The 25,002-nt window shown below is 55.9% G+C and carries 17 protein-coding genes; 14 read left to right on the forward strand and 3 right to left on the reverse strand.

The features are described from left to right. Genes bcsQ through LC431_RS15910 form a run of 4 tightly spaced genes read left to right on the forward strand, consistent with a single transcriptional unit; the run spans position 1 to position 8,987 of the window. Positions 1 to 744 (forward strand): cellulose biosynthesis protein BcsQ, encoded by a 744-nt coding sequence (bcsQ, locus tag LC431_RS15895; protein ID WP_013575463.1) that lies wholly within the window; start codon positions 1 to 3, stop codon positions 742 to 744. Then, complete coding sequence (gene bcsA, locus LC431_RS15900; RefSeq protein WP_013575464.1) at positions 741 to 3,356, forward strand: UDP-forming cellulose synthase catalytic subunit; 2,616 nt, start codon at positions 741 to 743, stop codon at positions 3,354 to 3,356. Before bcsQ ends, bcsA begins: the two co-directional genes overlap by 4 nt. Further along, a complete protein-coding gene (bcsB, locus tag LC431_RS15905; protein ID WP_223510074.1) occupies positions 3,353 to 5,692 on the forward strand; it encodes a cellulose biosynthesis cyclic di-GMP-binding regulatory protein BcsB in 2,340 nt (779 codons plus the stop codon). The genes bcsA and bcsB overlap by 4 nt, the downstream gene beginning before the upstream one ends. A 4-nt stretch (positions 5,693 to 5,696) precedes the next feature. Then, complete coding sequence (locus LC431_RS15910; RefSeq protein WP_223510075.1) at positions 5,697 to 8,987, forward strand: cellulose biosynthesis protein BcsC; 3,291 nt, start codon at positions 5,697 to 5,699, stop codon at positions 8,985 to 8,987. A 623-nt stretch (positions 8,988 to 9,610) separates the two neighbouring features. Here LC431_RS15910 and hutG read toward each other — a convergent pair. The 3 genes from hutG to hutC all read right to left on the reverse strand — a co-directional run bounded on the left by hutG (position 9,611) and on the right by hutC (position 12,695). Then, on the reverse strand, positions 9,611 to 10,447 hold the full coding sequence (hutG, locus tag LC431_RS15915) for an N-formylglutamate deformylase (protein ID WP_013575467.1): 837 nt from the start codon (positions 10,445 to 10,447) through the stop codon (positions 9,611 to 9,613). Next, positions 10,444 to 11,706, reverse strand: a complete 1,263-nt coding sequence (hutI, locus tag LC431_RS15920; RefSeq protein WP_223510076.1) for an imidazolonepropionase — start codon at positions 11,704 to 11,706, stop codon at positions 10,444 to 10,446. The genes hutG and hutI overlap by 4 nt, the downstream gene beginning before the upstream one ends. Positions 11,707 to 11,876: 170 nt before the next feature. After that, a complete protein-coding gene (gene hutC, locus LC431_RS15925) occupies positions 11,877 to 12,695 on the reverse strand; it encodes a histidine utilization repressor (protein ID WP_013575469.1) in 819 nt (272 codons plus the stop codon). A gap of 250 nt (positions 12,696 to 12,945) precedes the next feature. Here hutC and LC431_RS15930 point away from each other — a divergent pair, with 250 nt between their 5' ends. From LC431_RS15930 to LC431_RS15975, 10 genes are all read left to right on the forward strand, one after another. Beyond that, positions 12,946 to 14,319 carry a formimidoylglutamate deiminase gene (locus LC431_RS15930; protein WP_013575470.1) on the forward strand — a complete coding sequence of 458 codons (1,374 nt, stop codon included), beginning with the start codon at positions 12,946 to 12,948 and terminating at the stop codon, positions 14,317 to 14,319. Beyond that, complete coding sequence (locus LC431_RS15935; protein WP_217192439.1) at positions 14,316 to 14,897, forward strand: HutD family protein; 582 nt, start codon at positions 14,316 to 14,318, stop codon at positions 14,895 to 14,897. Before LC431_RS15930 ends, LC431_RS15935 begins: the two co-directional genes overlap by 4 nt. A gap of 247 nt (positions 14,898 to 15,144) precedes the next feature. Beyond that, a complete protein-coding gene (locus LC431_RS15940) occupies positions 15,145 to 16,125 on the forward strand; it encodes an ABC transporter substrate-binding protein (RefSeq protein ID WP_013575472.1) in 981 nt (326 codons plus the stop codon). 17 nt (positions 16,126 to 16,142) lie between these two features. Next, positions 16,143 to 17,024 carry an ABC transporter permease gene (locus LC431_RS15945; protein WP_013575473.1) on the forward strand — a complete coding sequence of 294 codons (882 nt, stop codon included), beginning with the start codon at positions 16,143 to 16,145 and terminating at the stop codon, positions 17,022 to 17,024. Further along, positions 17,024 to 17,809, forward strand: coding sequence for an ABC transporter ATP-binding protein (locus tag LC431_RS15950; protein WP_013575474.1), 786 nt, complete (start codon positions 17,024 to 17,026; stop codon positions 17,807 to 17,809). The genes LC431_RS15945 and LC431_RS15950 overlap by 1 nt, the downstream gene beginning before the upstream one ends. 123 nt (positions 17,810 to 17,932) lie before the next feature. After that, positions 17,933 to 19,483, forward strand: a complete 1,551-nt coding sequence (gene hutH, locus LC431_RS15955; protein WP_223510077.1) for a histidine ammonia-lyase — start codon at positions 17,933 to 17,935, stop codon at positions 19,481 to 19,483. 57 nt (positions 19,484 to 19,540) lie between these two features. Beyond that, complete coding sequence (gene hutU / locus LC431_RS15960) at positions 19,541 to 21,229, forward strand: urocanate hydratase (protein ID WP_223510098.1); 1,689 nt, start codon at positions 19,541 to 19,543, stop codon at positions 21,227 to 21,229. A gap of 174 nt (positions 21,230 to 21,403) precedes the next feature. Then, positions 21,404 to 22,570, forward strand: a complete 1,167-nt coding sequence (gene hisC / locus LC431_RS15965; protein ID WP_013575477.1) for a histidinol-phosphate transaminase — start codon at positions 21,404 to 21,406, stop codon at positions 22,568 to 22,570. Beyond that, positions 22,567 to 23,718, forward strand: coding sequence for an alpha-hydroxy acid oxidase (locus LC431_RS15970; protein ID WP_013575478.1), 1,152 nt, complete (start codon positions 22,567 to 22,569; stop codon positions 23,716 to 23,718). The genes hisC and LC431_RS15970 overlap by 4 nt, the downstream gene beginning before the upstream one ends. A 76-nt stretch (positions 23,719 to 23,794) precedes the next feature. Next, a complete protein-coding gene (locus LC431_RS15975) occupies positions 23,795 to 24,880 on the forward strand; it encodes an iron-containing alcohol dehydrogenase family protein (protein WP_013575479.1) in 1,086 nt (361 codons plus the stop codon). Positions 24,881 to 25,002 lie beyond the last annotated feature (122 nt).

Genomic DNA, 25,002 nt, shown 5'->3' on the forward strand with positions numbered 1-25,002 from the left:
ATGGCTGTCATTGCCTTACAGGGAATTCGTGGCGGTACGGGCACCACTTCAGTCACGGCTGCGCTGGCCTGGGGTCTTGCGCAATTAAATGAAAAGGTTCTGGTCATCGACTTTTCACCGGAAAACTTACTGCGATTGCACTTTGGTATGCCTTTCGCTCAGGCTCGCGGATGGCGCTATGCGCACAATACAGGAGAGCCGTGGCAAAACTCCGCACTGCGTTACCACTCTCATCTTGATTTCCTGCCTTACGGGCATGCCACGACCGGCGACGCCAGTCAGCCGGATTTTGACTGGCAAAAGGCGATCACTCAGCTTAAAAATACCGGCGTATATGACTGGATCCTGATCGACTCTCCGGCAGCCGATCCGCTGACCGCGCAAAAAATTGCCGACAGTACGGTAGTGCTTCTCCACGCCGATACCCAGTCACACACCCGTTTACATCAGTATGTGCTGCCAGCCAACGGGCGCTATCTGCTCAATCAGTTCATTCCTTCCAGTCAGTTACAGCAGGATATTTTGCTGTTATGGCAGGAAACTTTGCCCGTTTTGATTCCGGTAATTCTGCACCGCGACGAAGCCATGGCGGAGTCACTGGCGGCGAAACAACCGGCAGGGGAATGGAATAGTAACAGTAAAATCAGTCGCGAAATTAACACGCTGGCGAACTGGTTCCTGCTGCATTTGCGCCATTCAGGGGATGTGCATAGCCAGACAATGGGGCGGAGTCCGGAAAAATGAACCGCGTGCTCAACCTGTTTCTGGTGCCGCCGGTAGTTTTCGAATTACAAAACCGCTACCGGTACTATCGCGCCAGCCACTCCTCACGGACCGCCGCTGGCGTAATGATTTTCTGCGTGGCGCTTAGCTGGCTGTTTTTGCGTTTTGAATCCCCAGTCTGGCAGCGTGTTAAAGCACAACGCACCCGCTGGTATCCGCAAATTTCGCCGTCGCGCCCGCGTCTGGCCGATCCGCTGCGCTATATCGTGCAAAGCCTGTGGTTGCTGATCATCCTGCCTGCTGAAAGCCGGCGCGGGCGTGTGATTCACACCCGCTGGCCACAGCAGTTGCGCAAAAAAGTCCATTTGTGGCTCGAATTATTACCTGAACAGGTCACACACAGTCCGCTGGAAATTAAGGTCACGCGCCGTATCGGCAAAATGAGCCGTCTCGGTAAACGTATTCTGGTCTGGATGACCGCACTGGTGGCGCTCACCCTGGCGATGTTCTGTATTTCTCAGCCTTTTAGTTACATCGCACAGTTCGTCTTCGTGGTGCTGCTGTGGAGCATTGCGATGATTATTCGCCGTATTCCGGGCCGCTTCCCGGCGCTGATGATGATCGTGTTGTCGCTGACCATTTCCTGCCGTTATTTATGGTGGCGCTACACCTCAACGCTGAACTGGGAAGATCCGCTGAGTCTGATTTGCGGCCTGCTTCTGTTAGGTGCCGAAACCTATTCCTGGACGGTGCTGGTGCTGGGCTATATCCAGACCCTCTGGCCGCTCAACCGTAAACCGGTGCCGATGCCTGCGGATGTCTCGACGTGGCCGACGGTGGATCTGCTGATCCCGACGTATAACGAAGATCTCAGCGTCGTGAAACCGACGCTGTACGCCGCGCTGGGTCTCGACTGGCCCCGGGACAAACTGACCATTTATCTGCTTGATGACGGCAACCGGCAGGAATTCGCCGATTTTGCCCATGAAATTGGTGTGAAATACATCGCCCGTGAAACGCGTGAAAATGCCAAAGCGGGCAACATCAATAACGCACTGAAACAGGCGAAAAGCCAGCTTGTGGCGATTTTTGACTGCGACCACGTGCCGACCCGTTCTTTCCTGCAACTGACGGTCGGCTGGTTCTTTAAAGATAAAAAACTCAGCATGTTGCAAACGCCGCACCACTTTTTCTCGCCCGATCCGTTCGAACGTAATCTGGGCCGTATGCGCCGCACGCCAAACGAAGGCGAACTGTTTTACGGACTGGTGCAGGACGGCAACGACCTGTGGGATGCCAGTTTCTTCTGTGGATCCTGCGCCGTATTGCGCCGCGATGTGCTTGATGAAATCGGCGGTATCGCCGTAGAAACGGTCACTGAAGATGCGCACACGTCTCTGCGGATGCACCGCCACGGTTACACGTCGGCGTATATTCGTATTCCGCAGGCGGCGGGGCTGGCGACAGAAAGCCTGTCTGCTCACATCAGCCAGCGGATCCGCTGGGCGCGCGGCATGGTACAGATATTCCGCCTCGACAATCCGATGTTTGGTAAAGGGCTGAAGCTGGCGCAACGGTTGTGTTACGCCAACGCCATGTTGCATTTTCTGGCCGGTATTCCGCGCCTGATCTTCCTCACAGCGCCCCTGGCGTTTCTGCTGCTGCATGCTTACATCATTTATGCACCGGCCGTTGCCATCGCACTGTATGTCTTGCCGCACATGATCCATGCCAGCCTGACTAACTCCCGCGTACAGGGCAAATACCGCCATTCGTTCTGGAATGAAATCTACGAAACCGTGCTGGCCTGGTATATCGCCAGGCCGACCACCGTGGCGTTGTTTAATCCGCATGCCGGGGCTTTCAACGTCACGGCCAAAGGCGGCCTGAATAAGCACGCTTACGTTGACTGGAAAATCAGCCGCCCGTATCAGATCCTGATGTTGCTCAATCTGGCCGGTTTATTCTTCGGTGCTTACCGCATTGTTTATGGCCGCCCGGATGAAATCCTGACGGTGCTGGTGAGTATGGCGTGGGTGATTTACAACATGATTATTCTGGGCGGGGCGATTGCCGTGGCGTTCGAATCCAAACAGGTGCGTCAGGCACATCGTGTAGAAGCCAGAATGCCCGCGTCACTGTTAAAACCCGACGGACACATTTATGTCTGCACCATTCAGGACTACTCCGACAACGGTGTCGGACTGGAAACCCCGAGCGCAAGCCAGTTTCATGCCGGTGACAACGTCACGTTACTGCTTCACCGTGGACAACAGGAATATACCTTCCCGATGCAGATAAGCCGCGTGTTTGGTGAAAACATCGGCATGCAGTTACTGCCATTAACCACCCAACAACATATCGATTTCATCCAATGTACGTTTGCCCGGGCCGACAGTTGGGTATTACGCGAAGACAACTTCCCTGAAGACAAACCGATGGAAAGCCTGCGTGAGGTGCTGGGGTTGGGGATCCGTGGCTATCTGCGGATGCTGGACATCGCCCCGCAACGCTACCGTCCGCTGGCGTCCGGAACCCGAACGTTTGGCCGCTGGCTGCTGTCTTTCGCTCCGCGTAATCCGCCGCTTGCCGTTCAGCCTGATGAATACAACCTGATGATGACAAAACAATGAAAAGACTTCCGTTAACCACTTTTATGGCATCTGCCTTGATGACATTGGCGTTGGGTTCTGTGGCTCCGGCCTTCAGTGAACAGACGCCTGCACCGGTTGTACCGGGCAACGCCACGCCTGCGCCTGAAGTGACCCTGCCGATGGTGGCGCCTGCGGTAAACCCGATGATTATTCCGGGTGCGCCGGTGCGCAGCGTGACATTACCGTTTGCCGATGTGGCACCGCGGCCGGGTGCCATCACCTTGCGCGGTATTCAGCCGAACGGACAGATTGAGTTCGGTGTGCGCAGTGACGAAGTCGTGACACAGGCCACACTGAATCTCGAGTTCACGCCGTCGCCATCGCTGATCCCGGTTCAGTCGCATCTTAAGGTGTATCTCAACGACCAGCTGATGGGCGTTGAAGTGATTGATAAAGACCAGCTCGGCAAGAAAAATCACCTGCAGATGACCATTGACCCGCGCTATGTCACCGACTTCAACCGCATCCGTCTGGAGTTTATTGGTCACTACCAGAACGTCTGTGAAAACCCGGCGAACACCACCCTGTGGCTGGAAATCGGCAAGGGCAGTTCGCTTAGCCTGCAATATCAGAAACTGCCGCTGAGCAACGATCTGGCACATTTCCCGGTACCGTTCTTTGATGCGCGCGACAGTCGTCCGCTGAGCCTGCCGATGGTCTTTGCCACGTCTCCGGATGCCGGCCAGCAACAGGCAGCGGCGATTCTGGCCTCCTGGTTCGGCACCAAAGCCCAGTGGCGCGGGCAATCCTTCCCGACGTTGTATAACCAGTTGCCGGACAGCCACGCGGTGGTGTTTGCAACCAATGGCAAACGCCCTGATTTCCTCAACGAATTGCCGCCGGTGAAAGGGCCGGTGGTGCAGATGATCAGCCGCCCGGATAATCCGTACATCAAAATGCTGCTGATCCTCGGTCGTGATGATCAGGACTTACTGACGGCAGTAAAAGGCATTGCGCAGGGGAATATCCTGTTTCGTGGCGAAACGATCGGCGTCGATAAAGTGGACAGGATCCAGCCACGCCAGCCGTATGACGCGCCAAACTGGGTGCGTACCGATCGCCCGATGAATTTTGGCGAACTGAAACAGTATGCGGAACAGTTACAGTCTGACGGCATCCAGCCGAATCCGATCACGCTCAACATTAATCTGCCGCCGGATCTGTTCCTGATTAACAGCTCCGGTATCGATATGCGGCTGAAGTACCGTTATACCTCGCCACAGCTGAAAAACACTTCTCGCCTGAGCATCAGCCTGAATAACCAGTTTGTGCAGGATCTGACCCTGAAAACCGGACACGATGAAGATTCACAATTACTGCATCTGTCCCTGTTACAGGGGCTGCTGGATGGCAGCAAAGACCTGAATATTCCCGCGCTGAAACTGGGTGCGGTTAACCAGATGCGCTTCGATTTTGACTACACCTCGCTGCTGGCGAGCGGCACCGAAGGGCGCTGTGAAACCTATAACACCGTGCCAAATCATGTGGTGATAGATGACAGCTCCACTATCGACTTCTCCGGTTACCGCCATTTCATGGCGATGCCTGACTTGCGCGCCTTCGCCAACGCCGGTTTCCCGTTCAGCCGCCTGGCGGATTTATCCCAGACGCTGCTTGTGGTTCAGCCGCAACCGCAACCGGTTCAGTTAACTACGCTGCTTGATACGATGGGCAATATTGGCGCACTCACCGGTTATCCGGCGCTTGGCGTGGGGCTGACCGAAGATGCGGCAAAAGCAAAATCCACCGACGCCGATCTGCTGGTGATCGGCAATCTGCCTGCGGATTTGCGTGACGACAGCATGCGCGATGAGAAAAAGGCCAGCTTACTGATCGAGGCAGCGCGCGATGCGGTGAATACGCCAGTCCGCCAGACGTCGTTACCGGATAACACGGCACCGGCCAGCGATGCGCGGGTGGATGCCAGCGCGCAAATCAGTGCGCAAGGCCCGATTGCGGCGGTTGTCGGGTTACAGTCGCCGTACTTTGATCAGCGCAGCGTGGTCGCGCTGATGGCAAACGGTCAGCAGGGCTTCGAAATGCTGAACAAGTCGATGCAGGATAGCAAACAGAGGGCGCAGGTCTTTGGCTCGGTGGCGGTGGTGCGTGATTCCGGCGTCAGCAGTCTGAAAGTCGGTGATACCTATTATACTGGCCATTTGCCGTGGTGGGAGCGGGTATGGAACGCCCTGGCGAACCATCCGGTATTGCTGGCGGTTATGGCGGTGATCGTGGTGATTCTGGCAGCAATCCTGTTGTGGACCGGTTTGCGTTCTCTGGCCCGTCGTCGTCTGTCTGATGATGACCAGGAATAAGTCCGTGAACACACAGCGCACAAACCTGTTTTTGCGCGGCAGACTGGCCCTGACGATAGGGCTGGCCTTGCTGGCTGCGCCTGCGGTTGCAGCCCCCGTTGTTTCACCGGAACAATGGTTACTGGAACAGGTGCGGGTCGGTGAAGCCAGTCATCAGGACGATCTGGTGCGTCAGTCCCTGTTTCGCCTGGAATTAATGGATCCGCAAAACCCGAAAGTCATGTCCGCCCGTTTACGTTTGCTTCTCCGCGAAGGCGATCAGGCCAAGGCACAGCAGCAACTGGAAAAAATTAAACAGGTTTCGCCTGGTTCGGATGAATACCGGCAGGCGCAGCTGAGCCTGAAAATCGCCTCCCCGGAAATGCAGCAAAAACTCCAGCAGACGCGGTTACTGGCAACGGCAGGGCGGCTCGATGAAGCCAAAGCGCAATATGATGAGTTGTTTGGTGGCCAGCCGCCAACGCTGGATCTGGCAGTAGAATACTGGCAACTTATTGCGCGGCTGCCGGGGCAAAAAGCCCGTGCGCAGGCACAGCTTCAGGCGCTGAATAATCAGTATCCGGGTGATGTGCAGTTACGTCTGCAACTGGCGCAGATGGCGTTTGACGAAGGGGATAACGCCAAAGCTGTCGGGCTGATTAAGCAAATCGCCGCCACCAATGAAGGGCGTTCTCCGGCCGCTGATTTATGGCTGCAGAAGATTAAAGACCAGCCTGTGGGCAACCCGAGCGTCGATGCCTTGCAACAGTTTATCGCCACGTTCGACACCGGTCCGCAGGTGATTGCCGCGCAGCAGGAGCTTCAGCGCCAGCAGGCGTTACTGGCCGATCCGCGTTATCAGGCGCGACTCCGTGGTCTGGCGCAGATTAATAATGGTGGCTCCACCGGCGCGATTGCACCGCTGAAGCAGGCATTGCAGGCGCAACCTGACGATGCTGAAGTCCTCGGTGCGATGGGGCTGGCTTATTCCCGCGCCGGTAACCGCCAGCAGGCGCTGACTTTGTTTCAGCGGGCGAAAGCCGCCGAAACAGATGGCTATAACGCGGGTAAATGGAACAGCCTGATCCGGTCCAACAGCTACTGGCTGAAAATCGAACAGGGCGATAAGGCATTGAAAACCGGGCTGCTTGATCAGGCCGAAGCGGCTTACAACCAGGCGCAACGTCTGGACTCCCGCGACCCGTGGGCGCAGATCGGGCTTGGGGATGTGGCGGTTGAGCGTAAAAATGACACGCAGGCGGAGCAGGCTTACCGCCGCGCACTGAAGCTGGAGCGCGATAACAGTAGCGCCCAGCGCGGGCTGGCGAATTTCTATCAGCGTCAGTCACCGCAAAAAGCGCTGGATTACATTAATTCATTGCCTGGTGCATCGCAGGCGAAACTCAGCGATAAACAGCGTGGACTGCAAAGTGACGTTGTCACTGCGCAGGCGCAAAAATATGCCGCCGAACACAACTGGAATCAGGCTGCGAACCGCTATGGCGAGGTACTGAAACTCAATCCGGACGATGTCTGGACGACCTACCATTATGCCAGTGCCCTGCGTGAGGCGGGTGAAACGGCGCAGGCGGATGCGACTTTTGCACAGCTTGCGGCGAAGCGTCCGGTGGATCCGCAACAGGTTTACGCTTATGCGTTGTATCTGTCCGGTTCCGATCGTGACGACGCCGCACTGCGCCATCTTAATACCTTGCCGCAGGCGAAATGGGACGACAACATGCGCGAAATGGCGCAGCGCATTCAGCTCGGTAAAACCCTGACCGCCATTGATACTTCCCTTGCTGCCGGTAATACCTCGCAGGCGAAACAGCAGTTGCAGCAGGCTGATCTGCATGAACTCAGCCTGAATCAGCAACGACAGGTCGCCATGGCCTGGCGTGATGTCGGTGAAACCACCAAAGCGGCGGCGCTGTTACAACCCTTGAAAACGGCTGCGCGTTCGCAGCCGGACGGACAAGACAAGGCGCTGATTTATCGCAACGCCGCCAACCTTGAGCAGCAACTCGGACAGCCACAAACGGCGCGTCAGGATTACGCACAGGCGATGGTCGCCAGCGGCATCACCGGTCAAGTCCCAGAAGATAACGACAGCTATACGCGCCTGACCCGCAACAATGCCACGGATGACTGGCTGAAACGCGGTATCCGTTCAGACGCGCATGATCTGTACCGTCAGCAGGATGTGAATTTCACGCTGGACACCGATTCGTGGACATCAAGCGGCACGCCGGGGAAATCTGATCTCACGGCCAACACCACCATGTTGCAGGCGGATATGCCGGTTTATCAGGGGCGCGGATTCCTGCGGGCCGACTGGGTGCGGATGGATGCCGGAACCTTTGATAACGAAGACGGTAATTACGAAGCCAGTTTCGGGACCTGTAGCGATCAAAACTGCCGCCGTTACCGCAGCCAGAACGCCAATGGCGTCAGCCTTGGCGCAGGATGGGAAAATGACAAGTGGAAAGGCGATTTAGGCACCACGCCACTGGGTTTCCCGGTTGTAGACTGGGTCGGCGGGCTGGCTTACAGCGGTGACTGGGGCGATATCGGCTGGACGACCACGGTGTCGCGCCGTCCGGTTTCCAGTTCGTTACTTTCTTTCGCGGGCGCAAAAGATCCGGGTACCGGCACCACCTGGGGCGGCGTTCGCGCGACCGGTGCCAGCCTGGGATTAAGTTACGATCAGGGGCAGGCTAACGGCGTGTGGGCTGATCTCAGCGCGCATCAGCTGACCGGTGAAAATGTCGAAGACAACACCCGCGAACGCCTGATGGGGGGCTATTACTACAAAGTCATTAACGAAGATAACCGCCGCGCCACGGTGGGGCTCAGCTCCATGCTCTGGCATTACCAGAAAGATCTCAGCGGTTACACTCTGGGACAGGGCGGTTACTACAGCCCGCAGCAATACTTCTCACTCTCCGTACCGGTCAGTTATCGCCAGCGCACGGAGAACTGGTCATGGCAGCTTGGCGGTTCGGTCTCCTGGTCGCGCTCCTCAACCAGCGATCAGAAACGCTATCCGATCCAGAATCTGATCCCGGATTCATTACCGGATAAAAATGCTATCGAAACCGGCAGCAGTGGATCCGGTTTTGGCTATACATTGCAGGCACTGCTCGAACGGCGCGTCAGTTCTCACTGGACCGTCGGCGGGGGGATTGATATTCAGCAGGCGAAGGATTACACGCCAAGCCACTTTCTGCTCTACGCGAGATATTCGATGAGCGGCTGGCAAGGGGATCTGGATATGCCGCCGGAACCGTTAGTGCCGTATGCGGACTTTAAATAATGCCAGACCGGGCATTAGGGCGGTTTTTCGCTTGCAGCGAGGGCTTGATCGAGACAATTTCGGTTTATTAATAACGGCTATCACTCTGCTTTGATCGCCGAAACCGACCAAAAGGGGCCATGACGGGCCCCTCTTGGATCTCCCACGTCTTAAACTGCGCGCTATCGCGGGCACGACGGACATGTTCATTAGCAACAGTGAGTGGCGTAAAATGTCATCGCTGCGCGATTCCCGAGTTTCAGGTTTCGAGCCTCGGGTCTCGAACCATTCACTCGGTGCCATTTTTGAGCACGCCAATCAACTTATTAAAAAGACGAAAAACAGGCTGTCTTTGAATTTAAGATCGTGCGGGCGTTTCAGAAAGCTTGCTGAATGAGAGGTTGCAGACCTGAGGCTGCAATCCCGAAATGAAGGCACCGCGTAGCGGCAAGATTTCCAGCCTGTCACTGTGATACCTGAAACATGATTTACTAGCGATAGCGCGCAGTGAAAAAGCGCGGAGTCCAGAGGCCCGCGCGTTACCGGGTCTCTGGTCGGTGTGGGCCGACGCCCACGGTCTTGACCTTAAGCCTAGTCTGGGTGGCAACCCAGGTTTTACCCTTAGCGGCCAGCGAAAAGCGAAATTAAACAGCGCTTTGTTTATACCTGTCCGTCCCCCATCTCACCATTCCTTCCAGCAACTGTTTCAATAACACCTGCAATTCAGCCGCCTTATCAGGCGAGTAAGCAAATGGCTCCATCTCCTCCATGTAATTCACCTGCGCCAGCTCAAGCTGAACAGCGTGAATATCCACATCAGGCTGGCCGTAAGCCCTCGTGATATATCCACCCTTAAAACGGCCATTAAGCACATGGCTGAAGCGGGTTTGTTGCTGGCAGGTTCTCTCAAGGATTTCACTCAGCGCCGGTGAACAGCTTGCGCCGCTGTTGGTGCCGAGGTTGAGATCCGGTAACTGGCCGTCGAAAAGACGCGGGATCACCGATGCAATGGAATGCGCATCAAACAGCAGTGCATAACCGAATTCCTGTTTCATGCGCGCCAGTTCTGACTGGATTTTCTGGTGATACGGTTGCCAGATTTGATCCAAATATTGCTGGCGTTGGGTATTTGTCGGCGTCATGCCTGGTTTGAAGGTCGCGCGACCATCAAATAACGTCTCGGGATACAAACCCGTGGTGGCAGTGGTATACAGCGGTTTATCGTCGGAAGGCCGGTTGAGATCGATAACGAATCGTGAATACTGGCCAACCAGAATGCTGGCACCCAATGAGCGCGCAAAATCGTACAGTTGCGGGATATGCCAGTCGGTATCGGAAAGCGGCAGGGCGGCTTCGCTCAGACTGCTGGCGACTTCTGGCGTCAGATGTGTACCTGCGTGAGGGATACTGATCAGTAACGGCGCTGTCCCCTGGATAAAATGGTACGGTTCAGCGATAACATTGGCAGTTGAAAGGCTCATGAACGGAACTCTCCTCGTACTTCTCCACGAAAAACAACAGTGCAGGGCAACTGACCGCCCAGCCAGTAAACCAGCCCAGCAGGACGCGACAGTGGCCAGTGTATAAAGTCAGCGACTTTGCCCGCTTCCAGCGTGCCGTGCGTGTCCTGTAAACCCAGCGCACGTGCACCATGGCAGGTGATCCCGGCCAGCGCTTCTTCAGGCGTCAGGCGGAACAAGGTACATCCCATGTTCAGCATCAGACGCAATGAAAGCGCAGGCGATGTGCCCGGATTGGCATCACTGGCCAGCGCCATCGGCACCCGATGTTTGCGGAACTCATCCACCGGCGGGCATTGTGTTTCGCGCAGCAAATAATAGGCCCCCGGCAGTAATACGGCGACGGTGCCGCTGGCGGCCATTGCCTGAGCATCTTCTGCTGTGGCGTATTCCAGATGGTCGGCTGACAGCGCATGATGTCGTGCAGCCAGGGCGCTACCATGCAGGGAAGACAGTTGTTCGGCGTGTAATTTAACCGGTAAACCTAAGGTTTTTGCGGCATTAAACACCCGTTCAACCTGTGCCGGTGAGAATGCCAGATGTTCACAAAAGGCATCGACGGCGTCGGCCAGATTTTCACTGGCAACCACCGGTAATAATGTGTCGCAGATGAGGTCAATATAGTCATCAGCGCGTCCTTTGAATTCCGGCGGCAGGGCATGAGCGGCAAGGCAGGTGGATTTCACCTCGACTGGCAGCATGACACCTAACCGGCGGATCACCCGCAGCATCTTCAGCTCGCTCTCTACACTCAGCCCGTAACCCGATTTAATCTCAACACAGGTTACGCCTTCGGCCAGCAGGGGGTGTAAGCGGAACAACGCCTGAGCCAGAAGTTCATCTTCGGTGGCCTCGCGCGTGGCATTGACGGTGGAAAGAATTCCCCCACCGGCTGCGGCGATTTCTGCGTAGCTGACGCCGTTCAGCCGCTGTTCAAATTCTGCGCTGCGGTCGCCGCCAAATACCAGATGCGTATGGCAGTCAACAAAGCCCGGCGTGATGATCCCGCCGCTGAATTCATGCTGTGTGGCGCCTGCGAAAACCGGACAATCTGCGGCAGGGCCGGTCCAGACGATTTTCCCGCCTGCGACAGCAATCGCCCCGTTTTCAATCAGGTTGTAATGGCCGTCCTGCATGGTGACCAGCGTGGCACCGCGCCATACGCTGTCACAACGGGAAGGGGGTTCGGAAGAAAAAGAAGGGGATATCGCTACCGGCATGACAGGCTCCAGGCTGAATTCATCTTGTATAGACAACTAAAGTCAACCTAACGCATAACCGTTAAACCGGCAAGGCACCCGGCGATAGTTTTTTCTTATTACGAGACGTCTTCCAAAATTTGAACGAAGAGATAGCGGCCGTACAAAGCCGCCATTAAGGTGTGCCGGAATCAGCCGTGGCTGGTGAAACGTCCAAATAATTGATAGCGGGAACCCGGGTAAATCAGGCGCGCGGAAGTCACTACGCGGCTGCCGCTCCAGGTCCGGCGGTGGATCAGGAGACAAGGCTCATGTTCATTCAGTTGCAACAGCTCGCGTTGCTCATCGCTGGCGCTGATGGCTTCAACGCGATGTTCACCCGCCGTCAGCGGCGCGATTTCCATCAGGTACGTATAGGGCGTCTGCTTGTTCAGCACCTGTTGCAGATAATCGGGTGCGGTTTCCGGGTTCACAAAACGGTCTTCAATCTGCACCGCGACGTTGTTTTCGTAATGAACAATTTGCGAATAAAACATCATCGTGCCAGTGGCGATACCCAGTTGCAGCGCCTGATCGGCATCCGCCAGCCGCGCTTCACACACCAGAATCTTGCTGTCATGGCGATGACCGCGCTGGGCAATTTCATCGGCAATGTTGTGCACTTCCAGCATCGGCGTGTAGGCCTTGGCTTCGGCCACAAACGTGCCGACTCCCTGCATGCGGATCAAAAAACCTTCGCTGGTCAGTTCACGCAAAGCACGGTTGATGGTCATACGGCTGACGCCAATTTCATTGACCAGCTCACTTTCAGAAGGTACCCGCTGATGCGGTTTCCAGACGCCGGCGCGGATCTGGCTGATGATCGCCTGTTTCACCCGCTGATAAATCGGTGCGGGTGTATCGCTCATCGCGGCCGCCAGTTCGGACAATGTCTGCTGCGACACGCCCTGTTGTTGTGTGACCTGATGTGGCGCGGCACCATTTTGAGAAAGTGGTGTGGGCTCCGACATGTCTCTTACCTCACTCAATGAAATTCCAGAAATATTGGGAAAGCTTGCCTGTTCGCCCGGCATTTTCCATCAGTGGAAAGTAAACGGAAAGGGCGTGACGGAAAACTAAATTTATAAAAAAAAGGGTTGTTGCAAGTTTACAGCGCAATCAGGCATATGTATATGTATAGACAAGTCGGTTAAAAGTTTTGCAATTGTTTCCGTAAAATTGCATTTATGTTTCTTCTTACTGTTCAGGAATGATGCTGTTATGCCTGCTTATTTTGCTTCACGCGCCTTACTTTCAGATGGCTGGGCGCATAACGTGCGGCTGGACGTCGATGCAGCCGGAATGCTGACTGCGGTGACCCCGGACAACGATGCGCAGGGGTGTCTTCCCCTTTCCGGTCCGGTGGTTCCGGGCATGCCGAACCTCCATTCGCACGCCTTTCAGCGGGTGATGGCCGGGCTGGCGGAAGTCGCCGGTGATCCGCAGGACAGCTTCTGGACCTGGCGTGACCTGATGTATCGCATGGTGCAGCGCCTCACACCTGAGCAGGTGGGTGTCATTGCCCGTCAGTTGTATATCGAAATGCTCAAAGGGGGTTACACGCAGGTGGCTGAATTCCACTATCTGCATAACGACATCAGCGGTCAGACTTATGCCGACCACGGTGAAATGACTGCCCATCTGAGTGAAGCCGCGTCACAAACCGGCATCGGACTGACCATGCTGCCGGTGCTTTACAGTTACGCCGGATTTGGCGCGCAACCGGCACAGGCCGGACAGAAACGGTTTATTCAGGATACGGACAGTTACCTCAAACAACAGGAAATTATCCGCAAACAACTCAGCGGTAAAAGCCTGCAAAATCAGGGATTGTGCTTCCATTCCCTGCGCGCAGTCACGCTGGAACAAATGCAGCAGGTGTTGCAGTCCGCAGATAAAAACCTGCCGGTGCATATTCATATCGCCGAACAACAGAAAGAAGTGAACGATTGTCTGGGCTGGAGCGGGCAGCGCCCGATTTCCTGGCTGTATGACAATCTGGATATTGATTCCCGCTGGTGTCTGATCCACGCCACGCACGCTGACCGTTTCGAGCTGGCGAGCATGGCAAACAGCGGGGCGGTCGCGGGGTTGTGTCTGACCACCGAGGCTAATCTGGGCGATGGCATTTTCCCCGGCGTCGATTATCTGGCGCAGTCAGGTCGATGGGGGATCGGTTCCGACAGCCATGTCTCCCTGAACGTGGTTGAAGAACTGCGCTGGTTTGAATACGGGCAACGCCTGCGTGACCAACGACGTAACCGGCTGACGACCTCTGCGCAAAATTCTGTAGGCGATGTGCTGTATACGCAGGCATTACAGGGCGGTGCACAGGCTTGCGGCGCGGCTATCGGGCAGCTTTCTGCGGGGTATCGTGCCGACTGGCTGGTGCTCGACGGGCAGGATCCCTATCTTGCCGCCGCAAAAAACAGTGAACTGCTCAACCGCTGGCTGTTCGCCGGTAATACCGGGCAGATCCGTGATGTGTATGTCGGCGGTATTGCGCGCATTGTGAACGGCCAGCATGAACAACAACAGGCTGCGGCGGCGGATTTCCTCGCGCTTCTCCGTCAGCTGGCGGGGGACGTTGCATGATTGCCTGGCAACATTTCACCTTCGATGACCTGCCGGTCAGCCCGTGGCGTAACGGCGGTGGCGAAACCCGCGAAATCTTCAGTTTCCCTGCCGGTGGCCATGATTTTGACTGGCGCGCCAGTATTGCCACCATCGCACAGGATGGCCCGTTCTCGGCATTTCCCGGTATTGACCGTTCCATCACCTTGCTGAGCGGGGAAGGTGTGCATTTGCAGGCACAGCCTGATGTCGATCACTTACTCGTTGTCGCTGGTGAGCCTTTTGCCTTCAGCGGTGATACTGCGCTCCATGCCCGCCTGATGGGAGGAGTGACAACTGATTTTAACATCATGACGCGACGTACTGAATGTGCCGCACGGGTGATTGCCGCACGCGAGCACCTGACGGTGACGCGGGAAAAAGGTGGCGTGATTTATGTCATCAGCGGGATGTGGCAACTGGCGGATGGCCCGCTGCTGAGGGCGGGCGAGGGATATTGCTGGTCTGAGACAGCGGCACAATCGCAACAGGGTTCCGTGAGTCTGACCCCAGTTGCTCAGCAACAGAGATGCCTGCTGTTGTGGGCGGCGATCACCTGATAAATACCTTACAGGATTGCGCTAAAAGGGAGCATGGCGCGCACCTAATTGATTCATCAGCCCGCGCAAAACGTCCCATAACCGGCGCTGAATGTTGTAAAAGTGCATGTGCAGAAACTGGCATAAAGCTTGCTTAAATATTGTCGACTGACTTGTATAGACAAGAATATACAGTAGCGTAATTTGCCTGTGGCTTTCACTGCCACAGGCATTTCCCCCGAGACAGATACTTTGGCAGGAGTGGCAGATGAGCAACATGATTTCCAGGGCTGTACTGAAGCGTTCGTTGTCTTTGTTAGGGCTGGCAGTGGCGCTGGGTAGTGTGACAGTCAGCGTGGCGCAAGCGGCGAACACGCCGGTTGCTATTGGTATTTCTGGCTGGACCGGTTTCGCACCACTGACCCTGGCAGACAAAGCGGGCATCTTTAAAAAGAACGGTCTGGATGTCACGCTGAAAATGGTGCCGCAGCAGTCGCGTCATCTGGCCATCGCTTCCGGTTCCCTGCAATGTGCGGCGACCACCGTGGAAACCTATTTAACCTGGAACGCCAGCGGGGTGCCGATCAAACAAATCGTACAGCTGGATAAATCTTACGGCGCAGATGGTATCGCGGTGCGTAGCGGTATCAACAAGATTACCGATCTGAAAGGCAAAACCATCAGCGTGGATGCACCGGGTACGTCTTCTTACTTCCTGCTGGCGTGGATCCTCGATAAAAACGGCATGACGATGAAAGACGTCAAACTCGCCACGCTCGGGCCGGATGCCGCTGCGCATGCCTTTATTGCCGGACAGAATGATGCGGCAGTGACCTATGAACCCTATCTTTCCAACATCCGCCAGAGCCCGGATAAAGGGAAGATTCTGGCAACCACGCTGGAATATCCGATGGTGATGGACACGCTGGGCTGTACGCCAGACTGGCTGGATAAAAATCCTAAAGCCGCTCAGGCGCTGGTGAACAGCTACTTTGAAGCGCTGGATATGATCAGGAAAGAACCGGAGAAATCCAACGAGATCATGGGCGCAGCAGTGAAAGAGACCGGCAAACAGTTTGCAGAAGAATCCAGTTATCTGCGCTGGCAGGATCGTGAGGCCAATCAGAAATTCTTCAGCGGTGAAATTGTGACCTTCACTAACGAAGCTGCGCGCCTGCTGACTGAGATGAAAATTCTGCGTAAAACGCCGGATATCAATACGTTATATGACGCGAAGTACGTGAAATAGCCATGAAGGACCGCGATATGAACAGCCCTGTCAGCCAGACAGCAGAACAACATATGACTTCGCAGTCAGCCTTACGCGAGCCGGCACCGTTGCCGGCAAGCAAAAAAGTCTGGCATAACCCGATGATGGTGCCTTTGCGTCCGGTCGCGTCGCGGCGTCGCTGGTTTCTCGGGTTCTGTTTCTTTGTGCTGTTTTTTGCTGTGTGGGCGCTGGTGACGTTTACCGGCCTTGTTTCCCCGACATTCCTCGCCAGCCCGGCGAGCATGTTGCAGGAAGGGATTTTACTCTTTACCGATTTTGATTTTACGACTGATATAGGCATGACGGTGATGCGCGTGCTGGGCGGCTTTATTCTGGCCTGCGCCATTGCCGTTCCGCTCGGCATCCTCATGGGGTCTTACAAACTGATCGAAGCTTTTTTCGAACCGTTTGTGTCCTTTTGCCGGTATCTGCCTGCGTCAGCGTTTGTGCCGTTGCTGATCCTGTGGGCGGGTATTGGTGAAATGCAGAAAGTTCTGGTGATTTTCATCGGCTCTTTCTTCCAGATCACCCTGATGGTGGCGGTAACCGTGGGGGCAGCGCGGCGTGACCTGGTGGAAGCCGCGTATACGCTGGGTGCCACCAACCAGAGTGTGGTGCGCAGGGTGATCATTCCCGGTGCGGCACCGGAAATTGCTGAGTTGCTGCGCCTTGTGCTCGGCTGGGCATGGACTTATGTCATTGTGGCGGAGCTTATCGGATCCTCGAGCGGTATCGGACACATGATTGTTAACAGTCAGGCACTGCTCAATACCGGGCAAATGATCTTCGGCATTATTGTGATTGGTTGCATTGGTTTGCTCTCCGATCTGTTGTTCAAAGCGGCCAACCGTCGGCTGTTTGTATGGAGTTCATTGTGATGAGCCATCCGAAACTGAGTGTCCGTCAGGTGGAACGTATTTTTACCGGCCCGAAGGGCGAGAAAACGCAGGCGCTGTTGCCGGTGGATTATCGGGTTGATGAAAACGACTTCATCACCATTCTCGGGCCTTCCGGCTGTGGTAAATCCACGCTGCTGCGCATTGTCGCCGGGCTGGATCAGCCAACGCGTGGCGAAGTGTGGCTCGATGGTGAACAGGTAGACGGCCCCGGTGCCGATCGCGGCATGGTGTTTCAGAGTTATACCTTGTTTCCGTGGCTGACCGTTGAACAGAACATCCGTTTCGGTTTGCAGGAGCGTGGCGTGAGTAAGGCAGCGCAAAAAGAGCGCAGCGACTACTTTATTAATAAGGTCGGGCTGCGGGGTTTTGAGCAGCACTTCCCGCGTCAACTTTCCGGCGGGATGCAGCAACGCACCGCCATCGCCCGCGCACTGGCGAATGACCCGAAAATTTTGCTGATGGATGAGCCTTTTGGCGCCCTGGATAATCAGACCCGCGTGATGATGCAGGAACTGCTGTTATCGATTTGGGAATCCTCGCGCAAAACCGTGTTGTTCGTGACACATGATATCGACGAAGCGATTTTCATGGCTAATAAGGTGGCGATTTTCAGTGCCCGGCCGGGGCGGATCAAAACCGAAGTGGCGGTTAATTTCCCGCATCCGCGGGACTACACCCTGAAAACGTCGCCGGAATTTATGGCGCTGAAAGCGCGGGTTACCGAAGAAATTCGTACCGAAACGATGCAGGCAATGGACCACTGATTTCACCGCCCCGCATCTGTACAGAATAGATTGTAGATTCGTTATGTAATGCGTAAATACCCGGCGGGCTGCGTCCTTAGCCGGGTTTACTTCCGGTTTCACTTGTCTATACAGGAATAGATTATGGCTTCTTCATCCAATGCGTTAACCCTTTGCCGCCTGCAACCAGGTCATGTTGATCTGCCGATGCTGCGCAAGATTTATCAGGGCAATGTCCGCCTTGAACTGGCTGAGGAGGCGCGCGCAGGCGTGCTGGCGTCGCAGGAAACGGTCACCCGCATTGTTGAGTCGGGGAAAGTGGTCTACGGCATCAATACCGGTTTCGGCAAGCTGGCACAGACGCGTATTCCGGCGGAGCGTCTGGCGGAACTGCAACGCAATCTGGTGTTGTCGCACAGCGTCGGTATCGGCAAGGATCTGGCGGATAACGTGGTGCGTCTGGTGATGGCGACCAAAGTGCTGAGCCTGTCTCGCGGCCATTCCGGCATCCGCATTGAGGTGATCGACGCACTGATTACCTTGTTCAATGCCGGTGTTTATCCGTGTATTCCTGAGAAAGGCTCCGTGGGAGCATCCGGTGACTTAGCGCCGCTGGCGCATCTCTCCCTGATGCTGATTGGTGAGGGGCAGGTCACGGTGCAAGGCGAAAAAATGTCGGCGACTGAAGGTCTGGCGATGGCAGGCCTGAAGCCATTTGAACTTGGGCCGAAAGAAGGGCTGGCCCTGCTTAACGGCACACAGGTTTCCACCTCGCTGGCGTTGTCCGGTCTGTTTGAAGCCGAACGCGTATTTTCTGCCGGACTGGTGGCGGGCGCATTGTCGCTGGAAGCCATCAAAGGTTCCGTAAAACCGCTGGATGCACGCATTCATGAAGCCCGCGGCCAGCAGGGTCAGATTGGGGTGGCGGCGGCACTGAGCGAGATCCTGTCCGGGAGTGACATTGTCACGTCTCATGCAGATTGCGGCCGCGTACAGGATCCGTATTCCATCCGCTGTGTACCGCAGGTGATGGGGGCTTGTCTGGATAACCTGCACCACGCTGCCCGTATCCTGCGCATTGAAGCCAATGCCGCTTCTGATAATCCGCTGGTGTTTTCCGAAAACGGTGACGTGATTTCCGGCGGTAACTTCCATGCCGAACCGGTGGCTTTTGCTGCCGATATCATCGCGCTGGCCGTCGCTGAGATCGGCGCGATTTCCGAGCGTCGTATGGCGTTACTGCTCGATACCGGGCTTTCCGGTTTACCGGCGTTTCTGGTCAATGACGGCGGTGTGAACTCCGGCTTTATGATTGCGCAGGTAACCGCAGCGGCACTGGCGTCGGAAAACAAATCGCTGGCGCATCCGGGCAGCGTTGACAGCCTGCCGACCTCGGCGAATCAGGAAGATCATGTATCCATGGCAACCTACGCCGCCCGCCGTCTGGGTGACATGTGCTTTAACACCAGCGTGGTCGTGGGCATTGAAGCGATGGCCGCCGCACAGGGTATTGATTTCCTTCGTCCGCTGCAAAGTTCAGCGACGCTGGAAAATGAAATGAAAGCTATCCGTGAAAACGTGGCGTTTCTTGAAAAAGACCGCCTGATGGCACCGGACGTTGAAATGATGCGTCTGTGGGCTTCCCGCGAGCATTGGCCTGCGGCGATTGAAGCGCTGCTGCCAAGCTTTGCCTGATGACTTTTGTCCTGTAAAGATTGATTCAAACACCCTATTTCAGAGAAGGAAACGATGATGAACGCTCCACAAAAAACGGCCATTGCCCGCGTTGTTCGTGCGCCACAGGGCACGGAACTGAGCTGCCAGAACTGGCTGATTGAAGCGGCATACCGCATGATCCAGAACAACCTCGATCCGGATGTCGCTGAGCGCCCGGAAGATCTGGTGGTTTACGGCGGCATTGGTAAAGCCGCGCGCAACTGGCCGGCGTTTGAAGGCATTCTTGACAGTTTACGCAAGCTGCGTGAAGACGAAACGCTGCTGGTACAATCCGGCAAGCCGGTTGGCGTTTTCCGCACCCATACCGATGCGCCCCGCGTGCTGATTGCCAATTCCAACATTGTGCCGCACTGGGCAAACTGGGATCACTTTCACGAACTGGATAAAGCTGGCCTGATGATGTACGGCCAGATGACCGCCGGTTCCTGGATTTACATCGGTGCGCAGGGCATCGTGCAGGGTACTTATGAAACCTTCGCGGAAGCGGGACGCCAGCATTACAACAGCGACCTGCGCGGCAAATGGATCCTGACTGCCGGTCTGGGCGGCATGGGCGGCGCCCAGCCACTGGCGGGCGTGCTGGCCGGAGCCTGCGTACTGGCAATTGAATGTCAGGAATCGCGCATCGATTTCCGTCTGCGCACCCGTTATCTCGATTACAAAGCACACAGCATTGATGAAGCGCTGGCCATGATTGAAAAAGCCTGCGCCGAGAAAAAAGCCATTTCCGTGGGGCTGCTGGGCAATGCCGCAGAGGTGATGCCACAACTGGTTGCCCGCGCAAAAGAAGGCGGTCTGCGCCCGGATATCGTCACTGATCAGACCTCGGCACATGACCCGCTGAACGGCTATCTGCCGGAAGGCTGGAGCCTGGAAAAATGGCAGGATGCGCGACTGTCAGATCCGCAAGCGGTGGTGAAAGCTGCCCGTGCGTCGATGGCCAAACACGTTCAGGCAATGCTCGATTTTCATGTGATGGGCATTCCGACGGTCGATTATGGCAATAACATCCGTCAGGTTGCCAAAGACGAAGGCGTGGAGAATGCCTTTGATTTCCCGGGTTTTGTGCCTGCCTATATCCGTCCGCTGTTCTGTGAAGGCAAAGGCCCGTTCCGCTGGGTGGCGCTTTCCGGGGACCCGGAAGATATCTACAAAACCGACGCCAAACTGAAAGAACTGTTCCCCGACAACGCAAACCTCATTAACTGGCTGGACATGGCGCGCGAACGTATTGCTTTCCAGGGGTTACCGGCGCGTATTTGCTGGCTGGGGCTGGGAGAGCGCCATATTGCCGGTCTGGCATTCAATGAAATGGTACGTAACGGCGAGCTGAAAGCGCCGGTGGTAATCGGCCGCGACCATCTCGACACCGGTTCTGTTGCCTCACCAAACCGTGAAACGGAAGCCATGAAAGACGGTTCTGATGCAGTTTCCGACTGGCCGCTGCTGAACGCTTTGCTCAATACTGCGGGCGGCGCAACGTGGGTCAGTCTGCATCATGGTGGTGGCGTCGGGATGGGCTTCTCGCAACACGCCGGAATGGTGATTGTGGCTGACGGTACCCGGGAAGCCGATGCTCGCCTTGACCGCGTGCTGTGGAACGACCCGGCAACCGGTGTGATGCGTCACGCAGACGCTGGCTATGAACAGGCAAAAGACTGTGCTGAACGTCATCACCTGAATTTGCCAATGCTCGCAAAGTAATAATGGTAAGTGATTAATTCATTGAGACATTAAATTGAACAAACCTCACGGGCAGTGGCGCAGGCCGTTGCCCGTTTTGTTTCAAAAACATTCGGAAAATGCTGCAAAAAGTGGCGTAAAAATCCGCTGATTTACGGCATACTCGGGAGCATATCTACTAGTGTGAGGTAAGTAATGGCTTCAGATCTGGCAGTTCTTGATTCGGCATTTAAAAAGCAGCAACAGCTTCTGAAAAATCTGGCAAGGCCCGGGGCGCGGTCACTGAGCGTTTATAACGCCGGGCTTTCGGCTGATGCGGTGCAAAAAAAATACGGCGTGACTCATATTGCCAAACTGGCCAGTAATGAAAACCCGCTTGGTGCCAGCCCGCAGGTGGTGGTGGCGTTAGAAGCGGATGCCCGTTTCAGTGCGATTTATTCTGATGCATCGAGTGCGGTGCTGCGTGACGCGCTGGCAGCGGATACCGGCGTGGCAGCCGAAAATATTGTTATCGGCAACGGTTCCGAAGACATTCTGCATATGCTGGCGCTGGCGTTTCTTAACCCCGGCGACCGTGTTGTGACGCTGATCCCCTCGTTTGGTTTACACGAAATCTTCCCGCGCATGATGGGGGCGGATGTCACGATGGTCGGCGTGAATGCACAGCAGGAATTTGATGTTGAAGCCTGGGAAACCGCACTGCGCACACCGGCCAAAATGTTGATTTTCAGCAACCCGTCCAATCCGGTGGGCTGCATGCTTAACCGGGAAGGATTCACCCGTATTATTAATGCTGCGCCAGCGGATTGCGTCCTGGTGATTGACGAAGCCTATTTCGAATATTGTGAAACCGACGCTGCCTATCCTGACAGTCTGCTGGTGCTGGCTGAGCAGCCACGACCGTGGATTGTGTTGCGGACTTTCTCGAAAGCGTACGGGCTGGCCGGGCTGCGGGTGGGGTATGGTTTAGCCAGTCACCCTGAACTGGTGAATTTGCTGGACAGGGTGCGGACACCTTTCAACATCAACCGTTCGGCGCAGGTGGCTGCCGTGGCGGCATTGCAGGATAAACAGCATGTCCGCGACAGCATTGCGCTGGTCACCGCACTGCGTGAGGACATGGCGGCCGAACTTACCGCGCTCGGTTTTAACGTCGCCTCATCCTATGCCAACTTCCTGTTCTTCGATTGCGGCCGCCCGGCTACGGAACTGGCACAACGCTTGCTTACTTATGGCGTGATTATCAAACCCTGGCGTGAAACCGGTTATGAAAACTGGATCCGCGTGTCCATCGGTAATGAACAGGATAACCGGCAGTTTATCGACAGCCTGAAACGTATCCTGACGGAGGAGGCGGAGTGAAACGTGCTGCGCTGAACATTGACGATCTGCGCCGGCAGGCGAAATGCGCCTTGCCCCGTTTTGCGTTTAGCTATGTTGAAGGCGGGGCGGATGATGAGCAAACGCTGCAGGATAACCGTGAGGTTTTTGGCCGCTGGCGCTTTATTCCGCCGGTACTGAACGATTCAAGCCAGCGCGATTTGTCCGTCACGGTGTGCGGGCAGCGGCTTTCTGCACCGTTACTGATTGCACCGACAGGCTATAACGGCATGTTGCGTTTCGGCGCGGATACCATGCTGGCCCGTACAGCGAAACGCGCGGGTATCGCCTATATCCAGAGCACGGTTTCAACCGCTTCGCTTGAAGAAATCGCGGCACAAAATCTGCCCCAGCACTGGTTTCAGTTGTATGTGCTCAAAGACCGGACCGTCACCACCAGCCTGCTGGAGCGGGCCAGAGCAGCCGGTTGCACCACGCTGGTGGTCTCGGTTGATGCGGTGCATTTCGGTAACCGCGAAAAAGATAAGCGTAATTACCGGCGGCCGATGAAGCTATCGGTGCTGAGCATGATTGATGTCGCGCTGCATCCGGGCTGGGTCTGGCGAACCTTAAAACCGGCAGGAATGCCTGGTTTCGGCAATCTGAAACCCTACGTTCCGGCAGATAAACAACGAGGAGCGGGCGGGGCGAGCTACTTTTCAGCGCAGATGGATACCCGTCTGAACTGGGAAACCCTGCGCTGGATCCGCAGCCAGTGGCAGGGCGCATTGTTGATCAAAGGGATCCTTGCGCCGGAAGATGCACAGCTCGCTTTTGCGAGCGGAGCCGATGGCATTGTGCTGTCAAATCACGGCGGGCGTCAGCTCGACGGTTCGGTAAGTGCACTGGAAGTGCTGCCGGAAATCCGCAAGCTGTGCGGTTCGCAGGCGACGATCCTCATCGACAGCGGTTTTCGCCGTGGCACTGACGTGGTGAAAGCCCTGGCGCTGGGCGCGGATGCGGTGCTGCTCGGCAGACCGATGTTATATGGTGTCGCCGCAGCCGGTGAGGCGGGCGCGCAACGGGCGCTGGAGATTATTTTGCAGGAAGTTGACCGCACGATGGCGCAGCTTGGCTGCACGTCGGTTCGCCAGCTTGGGCCGCATTTGTTGCGTCAACAACCCTATTGATTTGAAGTAATAACAAAAGCATCTTCAGAGAATTTCCATCAGACCCGTCAAATACAAAAATCACGGAGAGGCAGTTATGCAGGCACAGAATATTATCTTCCCGGCGCAAATCCTGCGCGGACCCGGCGTTATCTCTCAGCTTGGTGACATTTGCGCACTGCTGGGTACGCGTGCGCTGGTGATTGGTGGCCATAAGGCACTGGCCGCCGTGGGGGATAAAATCCGCCACCAGCTTGAGGGTTCCGCCGTGGAACTGGTCGGCAGCGAATGGTTCGGCGGGGAAAGCAGTGAGGGCAATATCAGCCGCCTGGCTAAAATCGTTAAAGATAAAAAAGCCGATATCGTGATTGGTGTGGGTGGCGGCAAATCTCTTGATACCTGCAAAGCCGTTGGCGTGGAAACCAGTGTGCCGGTTGTGACGATTCCGACGATTGCCGCGACCTGCGCCGCCGTCACGCCGCTGACCATCCGTTACCACGACGACGGTCATTTCCGGGATTTATTCCCGCTGCCACAGGCACCGGCTTCGGTGATCATCGACAGCGAAATTCTGGCTGTTGCCCCGTTGCGCTGGCTGGCTGCAGGCCTTGGCGACACGCTGGCAAAATGGTATGAATTCCGTGCCATCAGCGGTCATCACGGCCAGCTGAGCGGCGTCGCACGTTCTTCCAGCGCCAACAGCCGGATCTGCTATGACCTGATCGAATCTTACGGCCCGGCGGCCTGCGACGCCGTCCGCGCCGGTAAACCGAACGCCGGGCTGGATCAGGTACTCGATGCTATTTTCATGTTTGCGGGCCTGACATCGCTGATGAGCAGCGGGGCACATGCCGCTGCTTCCCACGCTATTTATGAAGGTTTCACGGTCTGTGATAAAACCCGTGAATTCGGCCACGGTCTGCTGGTCGGCTTCGGCAACCTGTGCCTGCTGGCGCTGGAGAACCGCAGTGATGAGGAACTGCTGGAAGCCGTCAGACTTGCGCAAGCCTGCGCTGTGCCGCTGCGTCTGAGTGAGATAGCCGATCTTAATGAGGATGAGCTGGAAAGTATTGTGCAGGCATCACTGCATGCGCCGGATATGGCGAATATGCCGGGACAGGTGACGGCGGAGGCGCTGTATGCGGCAATTGCAAGGGTGGAGGAAATGGGGGCGAGAATTTAAGGATTTTTAGAGTTTCAGGTGTGTCGTGCAAGCTTTAACTTATTGGTTTTTCATTAATACCCCCTCCCGGCCTCCCCCTTCGCAGGGGGAGGAGCAAAAGCCAATCCCACAAGCAACCCGGT

The sequence above is a fragment of the Rahnella sp. GSA61A genome (assembly GCF_019969905.1).
Lineage (GTDB): Bacteria > Pseudomonadota > Gammaproteobacteria > Enterobacterales > Enterobacteriaceae > Rahnella > Rahnella aceris.